General features: G+C 57.4%; 14 protein-coding genes. 3 read left to right on the forward strand and 11 right to left on the reverse strand.

Annotation, left to right across the window (positions count from 1 at the left end; translation table 11 throughout):
• Positions 1-23: 23 nt before the first annotated feature.
• Entirely contained in the window at positions 24-767 is a 744-nt protein-coding gene (gene cmoA, locus ACOTY5_RS08590; RefSeq protein WP_003859735.1) for a carboxy-S-adenosyl-L-methionine synthase CmoA, read from the forward strand.
• The gene (gene cmoB / locus ACOTY5_RS08595) at positions 764-1735 is read left to right on the forward strand and encodes a tRNA 5-methoxyuridine(34)/uridine 5-oxyacetic acid(34) synthase CmoB (protein WP_032648765.1); all 972 of its coding nucleotides are present in this window, start codon (positions 764-766) and stop codon (positions 1733-1735) included. The genes cmoA and cmoB overlap by 4 nt, the downstream gene beginning before the upstream one ends.
• Before the next feature lie 174 nt (positions 1736-1909).
• Here the strand turns inward: cmoB and cutC are convergent, their stop codons facing one another.
• Both cutC and ACOTY5_RS08605 read right to left on the reverse strand, forming a co-directional pair.
• Entirely contained in the window at positions 1910-2653 is a 744-nt protein-coding gene (gene cutC, locus ACOTY5_RS08600; RefSeq protein WP_045142112.1) for a copper homeostasis protein CutC, read from the reverse strand.
• Positions 2654-2731: 78 nt separating this feature from the next.
• Positions 2732-3292 carry a VOC family protein gene (locus tag ACOTY5_RS08605; protein ID WP_015570274.1) on the reverse strand — a complete coding sequence of 187 codons (561 nt, stop codon included), beginning with the start codon at positions 3290-3292 and terminating at the stop codon, positions 2732-2734.
• 238 nt (positions 3293-3530) lie between these two features.
• Between ACOTY5_RS08605 and argS the strand changes: the two genes are divergently transcribed.
• Positions 3531-5264 carry an arginine--tRNA ligase gene (gene argS / locus ACOTY5_RS08610; protein WP_045142113.1) on the forward strand — a complete coding sequence of 578 codons (1734 nt, stop codon included), beginning with the start codon at positions 3531-3533 and terminating at the stop codon, positions 5262-5264.
• Positions 5265-5298: 34 nt separating this feature from the next.
• On the opposite strand, the gene ACOTY5_RS08615 is transcribed toward argS, so the two are convergent.
• The 9 genes from ACOTY5_RS08615 to cheR form a co-directional block, all read right to left on the reverse strand.
• Entirely contained in the window at positions 5299-6438 is a 1140-nt protein-coding gene (locus ACOTY5_RS08615) for a glycoside hydrolase family 88/105 protein (protein ID WP_062933968.1), read from the reverse strand.
• Between the two features lie 4 nt (positions 6439-6442).
• Positions 6443-8026, reverse strand: coding sequence for an MFS transporter (locus tag ACOTY5_RS08620; protein ID WP_032103965.1), 1584 nt, complete (start codon positions 8024-8026; stop codon positions 6443-6445).
• 260 nt (positions 8027-8286) lie between these two features.
• Positions 8287-8679 carry a flagellar protein FlhE gene (gene flhE, locus ACOTY5_RS08625; RefSeq protein WP_045142115.1) on the reverse strand — a complete coding sequence of 131 codons (393 nt, stop codon included), beginning with the start codon at positions 8677-8679 and terminating at the stop codon, positions 8287-8289.
• Positions 8679-10757 carry a flagellar biosynthesis protein FlhA gene (flhA, locus tag ACOTY5_RS08630; RefSeq protein ID WP_003859723.1) on the reverse strand — a complete coding sequence of 693 codons (2079 nt, stop codon included), beginning with the start codon at positions 10755-10757 and terminating at the stop codon, positions 8679-8681. Before flhA ends, flhE begins: the two co-directional genes overlap by 1 nt.
• Positions 10750-11898, reverse strand: coding sequence for a flagellar biosynthesis protein FlhB (gene flhB / locus ACOTY5_RS08635; protein WP_017693236.1), 1149 nt, complete (start codon positions 11896-11898; stop codon positions 10750-10752). Before flhB ends, flhA begins: the two co-directional genes overlap by 8 nt.
• A gap of 150 nt (positions 11899-12048) precedes the next feature.
• On the reverse strand, positions 12049-12693 hold the full coding sequence (cheZ, locus tag ACOTY5_RS08640; RefSeq protein ID WP_003859718.1) for a protein phosphatase CheZ: 645 nt from the start codon (positions 12691-12693) through the stop codon (positions 12049-12051).
• A gap of 10 nt (positions 12694-12703) precedes the next feature.
• Positions 12704-13093 carry a chemotaxis response regulator CheY gene (cheY, locus tag ACOTY5_RS08645; RefSeq protein WP_000763862.1) on the reverse strand — a complete coding sequence of 130 codons (390 nt, stop codon included), beginning with the start codon at positions 13091-13093 and terminating at the stop codon, positions 12704-12706.
• A 17-nt stretch (positions 13094-13110) separates the two neighbouring features.
• Entirely contained in the window at positions 13111-14160 is a 1050-nt protein-coding gene (locus ACOTY5_RS08650) for a protein-glutamate methylesterase/protein-glutamine glutaminase (RefSeq protein WP_014884341.1), read from the reverse strand.
• A complete protein-coding gene (gene cheR / locus ACOTY5_RS08655) occupies positions 14157-15023 on the reverse strand; it encodes a protein-glutamate O-methyltransferase CheR (RefSeq protein ID WP_045142116.1) in 867 nt (288 codons plus the stop codon). The genes ACOTY5_RS08650 and cheR overlap by 4 nt, the downstream gene beginning before the upstream one ends.
• Positions 15024-15028 lie beyond the last annotated feature (5 nt).

The raw sequence follows: 15028 nt of genomic DNA on the forward strand, positions 1-15028 counted from the left end.
TATTTTTCCCGGATTTTTACGTTATGTCAGATCGCGACACGCTTTTTTCCGCGCCTATCGCCAGCCTGGGCGACTGGACCTTTGATGAACGGGTAGCCGAAGTCTTCCCGGATATGATCCAGCGCTCTGTTCCCGGTTATTCCAATATTATCTCCATGATCGGCATGCTGGCGGAGCGTTTTGTTCAACCCGGCACGCAGGTCTATGACCTGGGCTGTTCGCTGGGAGCGGCAACGCTGTCTATTCGTCGTAACGTTCATCACGAAGGCTGCAAGATTGTGGCTGTCGATAACTCACCGGCCATGGTCGAACGCTGCCGTCGCCACATTGACGCGTATAAAGCCCCTACGCCTGTGGAGGTGGTAGAAGGCGATATCCGCGATATCGACATCCAGAACGCCTCGATGGTGGTACTGAACTTTACCCTTCAGTTCCTGGTGCCGGACGATCGTCAGCGATTGCTGGATAAAATTTATCAGGGCCTGAACCCGGGCGGCGCGCTGGTGTTGTCTGAGAAATTCAGCTTTGAAGACGCCAGCGTGGGCGAACTGCTGTTCAACATGCACCATGATTTCAAGCGTGCAAATGGCTACAGCGAGCTGGAGATCAGCCAGAAGCGCAGCATGCTTGAAAACGTCATGCTGACGGATTCCGTAGAAACCCACAAAGCGCGCCTGCGCAAAGCCGGATTTGAACACAGCGAACTGTGGTTCCAGTGCTTTAACTTTGGTTCTCTGGTGGCGCTTAAAGCCGGAGACGCAGCATGATCGAGTTCGGTAATTTCTATCAGCTGATTGCCAAAAACCACCTTTCCCACTGGCTGGAAACCCTGCCTGCGCAAATTGCCACCTGGCAGCGCGATCAGCAGCATGGTCTGTTGAAGCAGTGGTCCAACGCCGTGGAGTTTCTGCCTGAACTGACGCCCCATCGTCTGGATTTACTGCACAGCGTGACGGCGGAGAGCGAAGAGCCGCTCCCGGCCGGGCAGATCAACCGCATCGAAACGCTGATGCGTAACCTGATGCCGTGGCGCAAAGGGCCGTTCTCGCTGTACGGTGTAAATATCAACACCGAGTGGCGCTCTGACTGGAAGTGGGATCGCGTTCTGCCGCATTTATCCGACCTGACCGGGCGCACCATTCTGGACGTGGGCTGCGGTAGCGGCTATCACATGTGGCGCATGATCGGCGCAGGCGCGCATCTGGCCGTCGGTATCGATCCGATGCAGCTGTTCCTGTGCCAGTTTGAAGCGGTGCGTAAGCTGCTGGGTAACGACCAGCGTGCGCACCTGCTGCCGCTGGGTATCGAGCAACTCCCTGCCCTGAAAGCGTTTGATACCGTTTTCTCGATGGGCGTGCTGTACCACCGTCGTTCCCCGCTTGAACACCTGTGGCAACTGAAAGATCAGCTGGTCAGCGGCGGCGAACTGGTGCTGGAAACGCTGGTCATCGAAGGCGATGAACATGCCGTTCTGGTGCCGGGCGATCGCTATGCGCAGATGCGCAACGTTTACTTCATCCCTTCCGCGCTGGCGCTGAAGAACTGGCTGGAGAAATGTGGATTTGTCGATGTACGCATCGCCGATGTGTGCGTGACGTCAGTTGAGGAACAGCGCCGCACCGACTGGATGATCACCGAATCGCTGGAGCAATTCCTCGACCCGGACGATCACAGTAAAACCGTCGAAGGCTATCCGGCCCCGATGCGTGCGGTATTGATTGCGACCAAGCCGTAGCCTTTAGCCGGGTGGCGGCTGCGCCTTACCCGGCCTACGCGTGATTTCGTAGGCCCGGTAAGCGCAGCGCCACCGGGCATAAAAGAAAAAAAGGCCCCTGTGTAAATTGCAGGGGCCTGGTACAAGCAAGCATCATATTGGGCGACATGATGCGCGGTAAAAATCGGTACGTTGCTACACGTGATGACGTTCAATCAACGATTTCATTACCGCAACCGACTCTCCATCCACACCGTAGCGCGAGTACTCATCCGCTTCAGCATCCGTCGACATTGACAACCCTGTATTGCGATAACGCATGGGTGAAGGTATCCATTTACCCGCCGAGCTGTGCAGCTCTTCCACCCCTGCGTTTAAAAACAGTTCCAGATTGCTGGCGCGTACTCCTGCGCCCGCCATGATTATTGGAACACCGGAATGTGCTTTTAGTTCCGTAATTAATTTCAGTCCTTTTTCAGCCGAGGACTGCTGGCCCGACGTCAGAACGCGCGCCACGCCCAGTTCTGCCAGCGTATCAAAGGCTTGTATCGGATCCTTACACATATCGAACGCACGATGAAAAGTGACTGCCATCCCCCGGGCGGCGCGCATGACCTGACGCATACGCGGAAGATCGATGTTGCCGTCTACGTCCAGCACACCGATCACCAGCCCCGGAAAACCGGAATCACGGACGAGGGCGATATCCTCAAGCATGGCACTGAACTCACCCGCCGTATAACAAAAATCACCGCCGCGCGGGCGAATAATCGGGTGCACCGGAATAGAGATGGCCTGACGGGCTGATTTCAGCACGCCAAAGGACGGGGTTAATCCTCCTTCTTTCGGTGCCGCGCAAAGCTCGATGCGATCGGCCCCCTGCCGTTGCGCAGTGACGGCACACTCCACGCTGTAACAACAAATTTCCAGCAGCGCCATGTCATCCTCCTTAAATTTCACTCAACGTACCATCGTGGCACGTTGCCCGATTGGTGTCTGGATCGACGCTCACAATGCTTACGCTTCGCTGGCGACGATCTGCTCGATAGTCCAGGGATGGAATTTCACCGTCACGTTGCCGTCCGTTACGGCAAGCGTAGGGTTCGGTAAGCGTTCGCGCTCCCCTTTTGGCGAGCTGGTTTTGACGAAAATACCCGGCTGGCTTAACCCCTCGTCGGAAAGCAGCGCCAGCGCACGGGCGTTCAGCGTCTCGGGCTCCCCAGGCAGAACAATTTCGATATGCTCCCAGCCTTCGTGCGGATAACGCTTCTCTCCTGGCCAGGGCAGTTCCACAACGGTGAATTGCCAGTGCGCCACCGTTACCGGCGCGTGAAGTTTGAACAGACAGATCGGGCGACCGTTAATGATATTCTCCGACAGCAGTTCTCCGCACTGCTCAAAGCCACGCCGCCAGCGTTCGGCGGTGGCATTCTGGTGGCAGCGCAAAGAGATGTGATCGGCCTCAAGCGGCGCGATATCCAGCCCGAGACGGGTGGCAAGTTCTGTGAACGCCTGAGTGAAGCGCGGTAAATCTGCGGAAATATCATGCAGTTCGTCAATGGTATGCCAGTTCGCCATAGGTCAGTCTCGTTTCGTGTCGCAAAGCCGCTAATTTACTCTGTTGCCCTCTGTCGACCAACCGCAGAATCACCGTTTTTTCGACTGCATGATTATGCATACCGTCTTCGCCTGAATTCTGAGCGATCTTCGCCCCCCGCAGGGCTGACGCCCGAAGGCATTTGCAGTATACTCCCGCCCTAAATTCTTAAACTGGCGTGGGTGTTTTTTACCCGCATCAAAAACGTAAGGTATCCAGGTGAATATTCAGGCTCTTCTCTCAGAAAAAGTCAGTCAGGCACTGATTGCCGCAGGTGCGCCTGCGGATTGCGAACCCCAGGTTCGTCAGTCAGCGAAAGTACAGTTTGGCGACTATCAGGCTAATGGCGTGATGGCAGTGGCTAAAAAACTGGGCATGCCGCCGCGACAGCTCGCTGAGCAGGTACTGACGCATCTGGATCTCACCGGCATCGCCAGCAAAACCGAAATCGCCGGTCCAGGCTTTATCAACATTTTCCTTGAGCCTGCATTCCTCGCAAGCCACGTTGACGCGGCGCTGAAGTCTGACCGTCTGGGCGTGGCTCAGCCAGAAGCGCAGACCGTGGTGGTTGACTACTCCGCGCCAAACGTGGCGAAAGAGATGCACGTCGGTCACCTGCGCTCCACCATCATCGGTGACGCGGCGGTGCGTACCCTCGAGTTCCTTGGTCACAAGGTGATCCGCGCTAACCACGTAGGCGACTGGGGCACGCAGTTCGGCATGCTGATCGCGTATCTGGAAAAGCAGCAGCAGGAAAACGCAGGCGAAATGGCGCTGGCAGACCTGGAAGGTTTCTACCGTGCAGCCAAAAAGCACTATGACGAAGATGAAGCCTTCGCCGAGCGCGCGCGCAGCTACGTGGTGAAACTTCAAGGCGGCGACCCGTACTTCCTCGAGATGTGGCGCAAGCTGGTGGACATTACCATGTCCCAGAATCAGCTCACCTATAACCGTCTGAACGTGACCCTGACCCGTGACGACGTGATGGGTGAAAGCCTGTATAACCCGATGCTGCCAGGCATTGTGGCGGACCTGAAAGCTAAAAATCTGGCGGTGGAAAGCGAAGGCGCAACGGTGGTGTTCCTTGATGAGTATAAAAACAAGGAAGGCGAACCGATGGGCGTGATCGTCCAGAAAAAGGATGGCGGCTATCTCTACACCACCACCGACATCGCCTGTGCGAAATACCGTTACGAAACCCTGCATGCGGATCGCGTGCTGTATTACATCGACTCCCGTCAGCACCAGCACCTGATGCAGGCGTGGACTATCGTGCGTAAAGCGGGTTATGTGCCGGATTCCGTGCCGCTGGAACATCACATGTTCGGCATGATGCTGGGTAAAGACGGTAAGCCGTTCAAAACCCGTGCGGGCGGCACCGTGAAGCTTTCCGATCTGCTGGATGAAGCGCTGGAACGCGCGCGTCGCCTGGTGGCCGAGAAGAACCCGGATATGCCTGCTGACGAGCTGGAGAAACTGGCTAACGCGGTTGGGATCGGCGCGGTGAAATACGCGGATCTCTCCAAGAACCGTACCACCGACTATATCTTCGACTGGGACAACATGCTGGCGTTTGAAGGCAACACGGCGCCATATATGCAGTACGCTTATACCCGCGTACTCTCCGTCTTCCGTAAAGCCAATATCGACGAAAGCGTGCTGGCGAATGCCACGGTGACCCTTACCGAAGATCGTGAAGCACAGCTGGCTGCCCGCCTGCTTCAGTTCGAAGAGACGCTCTCCGTGGTCGCGCGTGACGGTACGCCGCACGTTATGTGTGCTTACCTGTACGATCTGGCCGGTCTGTTCTCTGGCTTCTACGAACACTGCCCTATCCTCTCTGCCGAGAGCGAAGCGGTGCGTCACAGCCGCCTGAAGCTGGCGCAGCTGACGGCGAAGACACTGAAGCTCGGTCTGGATACCCTGGGTATCGAAACCGTAGAACGTATGTAAAAAAGAAACCCGGCGAGCGCCGGGTTTTTTATTATCAGAAATATTTCCGCAAATATTCCGTCAGACACAGAATCGCCATTGCCTGGCCATACGGCATCGAGGTCAGCGGTATCTGGCGGTAAAACGCCAGATCGCTCCCCATCCCCGTCCCGAAGGACGTTTGCAGCAGCTCCCCTTCCGGCGAGATGTTTTGCACGATGCCGCGAATCGCTTTCTCCGCCACCTCTGCGTACTCTGCGCCGACATAACGCTTGCGCACGGCTTTCAGAATGCCGTAGGCAAACCCTGCCGTGGCCGACGCCTCCAGATAAGAATCAGGATCGTCCAGCAGCGTATGCCACAATCCACTCTCGTCCTGACATTTTGCCAGTGCGGCGATCTGCGCGTTCAGTACCTGCACCAGATAGCGACGAACGGCGTTGTTTTCCGGCAGATCCACCAGCTCGAGGAAATCCGGGATCACGATGGTCAGCCAGCTGTTGCCGCGCGCCCAGCGGGCCCGGGCAAAGTTGTGATTGCCGTCGTAATTCCAGCCGTGGAACCACAGCCCGGTCTCCCGATCCATCAGATTCTGTACGTGGAGCAGGAACTGATAGTTCGCCTCCTCGACGTACTCCGGCTTGTTCAGCAGCTTGCCGATTTTCGCCAGCGGCAGCACCGTCATCATCAGCGTGTCATCCCACATCTGCTGATGGTTCTCTTCCGCCAGGGTGATGTGCTGCATGCCGCCATGTTCGGTGCGCGGCATCTCATTCATCGCCCATTCCGCCCAACTTTCCAGCCACGGCAGCCAGGCCGGGTTTTTGGTCTCTTCGTAGCGATACGCCAGCGTCAGGAACGGCGACATGGTATTCACGTTTTTGGTGGTTGCGCCTTCAGCGAAACGGTCAGCAAACCAGCTGTCGATAATCTCGCGCATGCCTTCGTCACCGGTCTGGCAGTAATACTGCCAGATACCGTATAAACCGACGCCGTGGGTCCATTCCCATCCGGCCCAGCCTTTGGTGTCGATCACGCGCCCGTCGTCCAGCCGCAGCAAAAACTCACCCGTTTTGTCGTGGATATTGACCAGGTTATGCGTCACCTTTTGAATCAGCGATTTCAGCTCATCCCTGGCGATAAAGCGCTCAGGCTGACGCAGTAACGGGCTATGTTTGACAGGCCAAACTTTCATCATCTTAACCTCTGTTGTATGTCGAATTCAGTACCGCGCGATCCTTCAGCGAAGGGGCCGCCGGCTTATTGCGATTCAGATAACCGATGTTGTTGTTGCCCCACAGGGATTCATACGGCATTCCGGCCAGCATCTCCACGGTAGCGCGGGCCTGCGGGGTCACCGCCTCTGGCATCGCATGGCCGGACTCGCGCATTTTCACGGTCTCTTCACGCAGGGTGCTGTGGGTCTGCAAATTGAGTTTGAAGCGCAGGGAGACAAGGAAGCCGCAGAACAGCACCAGAATAGTGCCAACGCTCAGGATCATCAGAATGGTGTGGCTCACTTCCGCAGGCTGCACTTTTTGCCCGCTGACAAAACCCGACATCTGCATCACGATCCCCACCAGCATCACCGCACCGGCCTGAGACGCTTTACGGGTCAGCGTCATGATGCCCGCGAAGATCCCTTCGCGACGCTGTCCGGTGATCACTTCGTCCACGTCAGCAATGTAGGTGTAGGTATTCCACGGTACGTAGTTGATACCCCCGCGGCCAAGACCGGCAACCGCAGAGATCAGCAGCAGCAGAGCGTAAACGTCGCTCAGGCCCGCGTAATAAAGCACCGCGTAAGAGAGCGAGGCCAGACCAAACAGCACGACCACCATGCGGTAAGACGGCGCAGGTCCGAAGCGAATGCACAGCGGGATCATGCCGATCACGGCGAGGAACTGGAAGATGGCCATCGTGCCCAGCAGGTTGGACGCCATTGACGCCTCCTGCATCAGCACAAATACCACGTAATAGGTGAACACCGCATTAAAGACGTCCTGGGCGATGTAGCCGCCAAGGTACATCCCCAGATGCTGGCGGAAAATCTTGATGCGCAGCGTCGAACTTAATTCGACAAAAAGACGGTTCAGGCTCTGGCCCAGGGTCAGCTTTTTCTTCTCTTCCTCGGCACGCAGAGCCGCTTCAGACCACTCTTCCCGCGGACGCTCCCAGGTGAAGAACCAGACGAAAGTAAGCATCAGCGCGCAGAGTACGGAGAAGACCAGGCTTGCATAGAAGAAGGAGATCGCGTTGTCTTTGCCGAAATGCGTGAGCAGGATCCCCGGCAGGAAGGAGGCCAGAATGGCGGACATCTGCGCCATAGAGATTCGCGCCCCGGAGAATTTGGTTTTCTGTTTGAAATCGTCCGTCATCTCCGGCACCAGCGTTTCGTACGGCACCAGGATCATGGTGTAGACGATATCAAAGATCAGATAGGTCAGCAGGTAGTACCAGAAACTCATGTCCCCTACCCACATCAGCGAGTAGCTGAAAACGCAGGGAATACCGAGCAGGATGAAGAACTTACGACGGCCAAAACGCTTGCCCAGCCAGGTGGTGCCAAAGTTATCGGTTAAAAAGCCCATTAACGGGCTGACAACCGCATCCAGCACCCTTGCGGCAGCGAAGATAAAGGTTGCTTCAATCGGTGTGAGTCCACAGAAGGTGGTATAAAAATACAAAAGCCAGGCGGCCGTCAGGGCGGTAGTCCCCGCCCCGAGGAAGTCCCCTGACCCGTAAGCAAAATAATTTGCGAGTCCAATTTTACGTGTTTTCATTGCCGTCAACCCTAATCAGTTTTGGGAGACTCCCTGTAAGCAACCTCGTCCGGGAGTTTTTACACGGCTACAGTAAAAGTATCGACCTGTTGATACCTTTCTGTTTCTGCCATCACAAAGTGGTGAATGGCAAAAACGCAAAGAGTGTCAATACGCGTGTCACTGATTTATAAAACAGCGTTTCTTTTGTATCAAAAGGGAAGGTCATTTTTGCGAGCCAGCCTTCAGAAATGCCTGGAGACTGGCGAAAAGGCGGGCAGTTAGCGGTAGTTGACGAGCACCTCGTTGCGCTGAACCTTCAGCGCCGGGATCAGACGTCCACCGCCTGGCACTTCCCAGATAAAGCGTAAAGGCTCCTGAGCAGACACCCCGTTGAAGGCCTGGGTAGTGCCACGTTGACCCTCGATTTCCGCGCAGCGGGTCAGCGAGCACAGCCGCACCTGCAACCCGGCCGGTGTGGGTCCCGTCAGGGTGTAATTCCAGGCCACCAGCGTCATCTGCCCGGACACGGGCTCAGAGGCGGACAGCGGACGGGAGGAGATCGACTCCCCCCGATGGTTGAGCGTTAAGCCGATATTGCTGGCCTGCCATGCCCCCTCGCCTGCGGCCTGCGCCGCCAGCGGGAAAAGTAAGCTCCACAGCCACTTACGCATTATTTCCCTCCTATGGTCGCCGTCATGCGAATATTGCGGTTATCGGACAGCTCCATATTCGACAGCACCACCAGCTGGTTCAGGCTCCGGCGCAGGAAGCGCGACAGCAACGGACGCAGCGCGTGATTCACCAGCAGCACCGGCGGCGCGCCCAGCATCTCCTGACGCGCCAGCGCCTCCTGGGTTTGCGCCAGTAATCTGTCCGCCAGACCCGGCTCCAGCCCGCCACCGCCCTGCAACGCCTGAAGCAGCAGACGTTCCAGCGGCGTGTCCAGGCCAATGACCTGCACTTCGCCGGTTCCCGGGAACCATTGCTGGGTAATGGCGCGTCCAAGCGCCACGCGCACCACCGCCGTCAGTTCGTGCGGATCGCTTTGCAGCGGCGCATGTTCGGCCAGCGTCTCAAGGATGGTACGCATATCGCGAATGGGCACCTTCTCATCGAGCAGATTTTGCAGCACTTTGTGCAGGGTGGTTAAGGTCAGTACGCCCGGCACCAAATCTTCGGTCAGCTTCGGCATCTCCTGCGTTACGCGGTCGAGCAGCTGCTGCGCCTCCTGACGTCCAAACAGTTCCGCGGAGAACTGGCCAATCAGGTGGTTGAGGTGCGTTGCCACCACGGTACTGGCCTCAACGACCGTGTAACCCTGAATCTGGGCCTGCTCTTTCAGGGCGCTCTCAATCCAGATTGCCGCCAGACCAAAGGCCGGGTCGGTCGTCTGCTCACCCGGCAACGTGCCTGCGGCGGTGCCCGGGTTAATCGCCAGCCAGCGGCCGGGGTACGCATCACCGCTGCCGATTTCCACCCCTTTCATCAGGATGCGGTAGCGCGCAGGCGGGAGATCCATATTGTCCCGGATGTGGACCACCGGCGGCAGGAAGCCCATATCCTGGGCGAATTTTTTACGAATGCTGCGGATACGGCCAAGCAGCTCACCATCCTGCTGGAAATCCACCATCGGGATCAGGCGGTACCCCACTTCCATCCCCAGCGAATCTTCGAGCTGTACGTCGTTCCAGGTGGCTTCCACCGCCTGGGTGTTCTCAGGCATTTTGACCGGCGCAGGCTCTGCCTTAGGCTGCGTTTCCCGGCCACGCATCCACCAGGCAAGCCCCAGCAGCGCAGCGGTGAACAGCAGGAATACCAGGTTTGGCATGCCCGGCACCATACCGAGCAGGCCCAGCACCGCCGCAGAGAGCAGCATAACGCGCGGGTTGCTGAAGAGCTGCCCCACCATCTGTTCGCCCACGTCCTGATCGGTACTGACGCGAGTCACAATCACGCCCGCCGCGGTGGAGATCACCAGCGCCGGGATCTGCGCCACCAGACCGTCACCAATGGTCAGCAGCGTATAGCTTTCCGCCGCGTGGCCCATGTCCATGCCGTGTTGCAGCACGCCGACGAGCAGGCCGCCGACGACGTTAATCACCATGATCAGAATGCCCGCGATGGCGTCACCGCGCACAAACTTACTCGCACCGTCCATGGAGCCGTAGAAATCTGCCTCCTGGGTCACTTCGGCACGGCGTTTTTTCGCTTCATCTTCCGCGATCAGCCCGGCATTCAGGTCGGCGTCGATGGCCATCTGCTTGCCCGGCATCCCGTCGAGCACGAAGCGCGCGCCCACTTCAGCGATACGCCCCGCCCCTTTAGTGATAACCATGAAGTTGATAATCACCAGAATGACGAACACCACGATACCGATGGCGAAGTTGCCGCCCACCAGGAAGTGACCGAAGGCTTCGACCACCTTGCCCGCCGCCGCCGCGCCGGTGTGCCCTTCCATCAGGATGATACGCGTGGAGGCAACGTTCAGCGCCAGGCGCAGCAGCGTGGTGAACAGCAGGATCGTTGGAAACGCGGCGAACTCCAGCGTGCGCTGGGTGAACATCGCCACCAGCAACACCATGATGGACAACGCAATGTTGAAGGTGAAAAGCAGGTCGAGGATAAATGCCGGTAACGGCAGCACCATCATCGACAGAATTAGCAGGATCAGAATCGGTCCGGCAAGGATCTGCCATTGCGTCGATTTCAGGTTGCCGGGCAGGCGCAACATTGCCACCAGATTAGCCATCAGTGTCCTTCTCGTTCAAAAAATCCAGTGCTTCAGGCACCGGCAGGTTCTCAGGTTTTACAGGTCGTTGACCGCCCGCTAAACGCCAGCGTTTCAGTTGCCACACCCAGGCCAGCACCTCTGCGACAGCGGCGTAGAGCTGGCCCGGGATCTGTTGTCCAATTTCCGCGTGGCGATACAGCGCGCGAGCCAGCGGCGGTGCTTCCAGGATCGGCACACGGTTTTCCGTGGCAATTTCACGAATGCGCAGCGCAATCAGCCCGGCCCCTTTCGCCACCACTTTCGGCGCGCTCATTTTGTTTTCGTCGTACTGAAGCGCCACGGAGTAGTGAGTCGGGTTGGTGACGATGACGTCGGCTTTCGGCACATCTTCCATCATGCGCCGACGCGCGGCGGCGCGCTGCATCTGGCGGATACGGCCCTTAACGTGCGGGTCGCCTTCCATCTGTTTATATTCATCGCGGATGTCCTGACGCGACATTCGCAGCTTTTTGATATGGGAATAGATCTGGAAGATAACGTCGAACGCCACCATCGGAATAATGCTGAGTACCACCAGCAGCGAGCATAACCCGACCAGGTTCAGGGCATTTTTCATCGCCGTCATCGGGGACTCGCTGATGAGGCGCATCATCTCCGGCCAGTGGTGCCACAGAAAAAACCCGGCGGTACTGCCCATAAGAAGCGATTTCAGGATCGCTTTAAGAAGCTCAGCCCCGGTTTGCGCGGAAAACATTTTCGCAATGCCGGGGAACGGATTGAGCTTAGAGAATTTCGGTTGCAGCGATTTTCCGCTGAACACCAGGCCACCGAGCATGACCGGCGAAACCAGGGCCACGATGACCACGCCCGCGATCAGCGGCAGCAAGGCGAGCATCGCGCTTTTCACAAGGTTGATGATCTGAATGAGGATCAGATTGGGGTCATTGACCATGCTGTGATCAAAACGTAAGCCAGCCGAGAGCATTCCCGCCAGTCTGCGGGCGAGCATCTCCCCGCCCCACCAGATTATGCAGACGCCCACCACCAGGATCAGCAGGGATGTCAGCTCTCGGGATCGGGGGATCTGCCCATCCTCACGGGCTTTTTCAAGTCGGTGGGGTGTGGGGGCTTCTGTTTTGTCGTCGTTCTCTTCTGCCACTGTGCCTGCTCGCAGCCCATTAATTCACGGGTATCATGCCAGCGCAGAGAAAATCCAATGGCGGGAAAAGCCCGTTTATTCGGGCTCTTTTCGCTGTTTTTATTCTGAGCTGCCTCAGGCCGCGTTAACGACCTGAGGCAGAACGCGCAATCAGAAACCAAGACTGTCCAGCAGATCGTCCACCTGATCCTGGCTTGCCACCACGCCCGCTTTGCTGGTGTCAAGCTGTGGACCATTGAGCAGGCTTTCGTTCTCGCGTTTCGGACGGGCAGCCGGTTCCGGTATGTTCTCCAGCAGCACCATCAGCAGCTGACGTTCAATCTCCTGAATCACATCCATCATGCGCTTGATCACCTGGCCGGTGAGGTCCTGGAAATCCTGTGCCATCATGATGTCCAGCAGTTGGGCATTGGTGAAGCTGGTGTGCCCCGGCACGTCACCCAGGTACTGACGGGTATCCGTTACCAGTTCGCGGGCATCCGCCAGCTCAATAGGGTTCTCAAACCACTCATCCCAGCGTTTGCTCAGCGCTTTCGCCCCCTTCTCCATCGCATCCTGGTGCGGCTGCGAGGCTTCAACGCTGTTCAGCGCACGCTCGGCCGCCTGCGCGGTCATCTGTACGACGTAGTCCAGACGGTCGCGCGCGTCAGGGATGGCTTCCGCCGCTTCGGCGATAGCCTGGTCCAGCCCCAGCTCACGCAGGCTGTCGCGCAGCATGCGGGTCAGGCTACCAATGCGGGCAATAATGTCGCTCGGCGAATGTTCTTCAACGGGTTTCATAGCAGGTTGCAACATATCCATCACCTCACATGCCGAGTTTCTCGAAGATCTTCCCGAGCTTCTCTTCCAGAGTCGCCGCGGTGAATGGCTTCACCACGTAGCCGCTTGCGCCCGCCTGTGCAGCGGCAATAATGTTCTCTTTCTTCGCTTCTGCGGTCACCATCAGCACCGGCAGAGAGGCCATGCCTGCATCCGCGCGGATGGTTTTCAGCAGTTCGAGACCGTCCATGTTCGGCATGTTCCAGTCGGAAATCACAAAACCAAACCCGCCAGCCTGGAGTTTGTTCAGCGCATCCACCCCGTCTTCTGCTTCTTCAACATTGTTGAAGCCCAGCTCTTTCAGCAGGTTGCGCACAATGCGACGCATGGTGGAAAAGTCATCCACAACCAAAAACTTAAGTTCTTTATCCGCCATAAAATAATACTCCTGAGTCAAATACGTATTGCCTGTCCGGCACTGATTTTCGCCAGCATCTGCTGGCTTACCTGGCTAAGATCGACCACTTCGCTTACGCCACCCATATTGATGGCCTCGCGCGGCATGCCGAACACCACACAACTTGCTTCATTCTGCGCAATCGTCCAGGCGCCAGCCTGGTGCATCGCAAGCATTCCGGCGGCGCCGTCGTTGCCCATCCCCGTCAGGATCACCCCAACGGCGTTGCGCCCCGCATGTTTCGCCACCGAATGAAACAGCACATCCACCGACGGACGGTGCCGGTTAACCGGCGGCCCGTCATGAATTTTGATTTGATAGTTCGCCCCGCTGCGCGCCAGCTCCATGTGCTTGTCACCCGGGGCGATATAGGCGTGACCCGGCAGCACGCGCTCGCCATCTTCCGCCTCTTTCACGCTGATCTGGCACAGCTTATTCAGGCGCTCCGCGAACGAACGGGTAAATCCTGGCGGCATATGTTGCGTAATCAGAATACCCGGGCTTGAGAGCGGCAATGGCTGGAGTACATGGCGAATTGCCTCTGTTCCTCCGGTTGATGCCCCAATGACCAGCAACTTTTCCGAGCTGAGTAACGGCCCTGCCTTCAGGGTTGCCGGAGCTGCCATCGGCTTGTGGGCCGCGAGTTTTGCGCGCGACGCGGTGCGGATCTTCTCGGCGATCATCTCGCTGTACGCCAGCATCCCCTCGCGAATGCCGAGCTGCGGCTTGGTGACAAAATCCACCGCCCCCAGCTCCAGCGCGCGCAGGGTGATTTCTGAACCTTTACCGGTCAGAGATGACACCATCACCACCGGCATCGGGCGCAGGCGCATTAATTTTTCCAGGAAATCGATGCCATCCATGCGCGGCATTTCAACATCCAGCGTCAGCACGTCGGGGTTATATTTTTTGATTAAATCCCGCGCGACCAGCGGATCGGGCGCTGTCGCCACCATCTCCATATCGCTGTGGCTATTGATGATTTCGGTCATGATCTGACGCATCAGCGCCGAATCATCGACAGACAATACCCTGATTTTACTCATGCTTTTTCCTTACTCAGCACATATACCGTTTGCCCACGCAGGCTAAACTCACGCACGAGGTTGCTGAAGTTTTCCGAGTGCCCGGCAAACAGTAAACCGTCAGGCTTGAGCAACGGAACAAAGCGACGCAGGATGTCCTGCTGCGTCGTTTTATCAAAATAGATCATCACGTTACGGCAAAAAATGGCGTCGAATGGCCCCGGCACGTTGTACTGCTTATCCAGTAAATTAACGGGGGCAAATTCCACACAGTTCGCCAGCTCCTGGCGTACGCGCACCAGTCCTTCATGCGGTCCGGTACCGCGCATGAAGTAACGCTGTAGCTGCTGGGGAGACAGCGTTTTCAGCTCATCCTGGCGATAAACGCCGTTACGGGCTTTTTCCAGCACCTCGGTGTCGATGTCGCTGGCGTACACTTTCCAGCGGCCCGGCGCCATGCCCAGGGTGTCCGCCAGGGTGATGGCCAGCGAGTACGGCTCTTCCCCGGTAGAGGCCGCCGCGCTCCAGACGCGATACTCTCCGCTACGGCGACGGGCGTGTTCCGCCAGCACCGGGAAGTGATGCGCCTCACGGAAAAACGCGGTCAGGTTGGTGGTTAATGAGTTGATAAATGCCTGCCATTCGGCGCTGTTCTGATTCGCTTCGAGCATGCTCAGATAGCGGCCAAAATCGTCCAGCCCCAGCGTGCGCAAGCGCCGCACCAGCCGGTTGTAGACCATGTCTCGCTTATGGTCCGCAAGCACGATCCCCGCACGCTGGTAGATTAACTGACATATCCGACGAAAATGCGCGTCGGACAGCGCGAGGCGCTGTGTCATCTGCAACAATAATGACGTTTGCCCTGAGGGCATGGGTGATGTCATAGCGC

The organism is Enterobacter cloacae complex sp. SHL018 (assembly GCF_049237905.1).
In the GTDB taxonomy this organism is placed as follows: Bacteria; Pseudomonadota; Gammaproteobacteria; order Enterobacterales; family Enterobacteriaceae; genus Enterobacter; species Enterobacter hormaechei_C.

Coding starts and splice junctions, on each gene's coding strand:
- cmoA (WP_003859735.1), top strand. CDS start 24: ATGTCAGATCGCGACACGCTTTTTTCCGCGCCTATCGCCAGCCTGGGC.
- cmoB (WP_032648765.1), top strand. CDS start 764: ATGATCGAGTTCGGTAATTTCTATCAGCTGATTGCCAAAAACCACCTT.
- cutC (WP_045142112.1), bottom strand. CDS start 2,653: ATGGCGCTGCTGGAAATTTGTTGTTACAGCGTGGAGTGTGCCGTCACT.
- ACOTY5_RS08605 (WP_015570274.1), bottom strand. CDS start 3,292: ATGGCGAACTGGCATACCATTGACGAACTGCATGATATTTCCGCAGAT.
- ACOTY5_RS08615 (WP_062933968.1), bottom strand. CDS start 6,438: ATGAAAGTTTGGCCTGTCAAACATAGCCCGTTACTGCGTCAGCCTGAG.
- ACOTY5_RS08620 (WP_032103965.1), bottom strand. CDS start 8,026: ATGAAAACACGTAAAATTGGACTCGCAAATTATTTTGCTTACGGGTCA.
- flhE (WP_045142115.1), bottom strand. CDS start 8,679: ATGCGTAAGTGGCTGTGGAGCTTACTTTTCCCGCTGGCGGCGCAGGCC.
- flhA (WP_003859723.1), bottom strand. CDS start 10,757: ATGGCTAATCTGGTGGCAATGTTGCGCCTGCCCGGCAACCTGAAATCG.
- cheZ (WP_003859718.1), bottom strand. CDS start 12,693: ATGTTGCAACCTGCTATGAAACCCGTTGAAGAACATTCGCCGAGCGAC.
- cheY (WP_000763862.1), bottom strand. CDS start 13,093: ATGGCGGATAAAGAACTTAAGTTTTTGGTTGTGGATGACTTTTCCACC.
- ACOTY5_RS08650 (WP_014884341.1), bottom strand. CDS start 14,160: ATGAGTAAAATCAGGGTATTGTCTGTCGATGATTCGGCGCTGATGCGT.
- cheR (WP_045142116.1), bottom strand. CDS start 15,023: ATGACATCACCCATGCCCTCAGGGCAAACGTCATTATTGTTGCAGATG.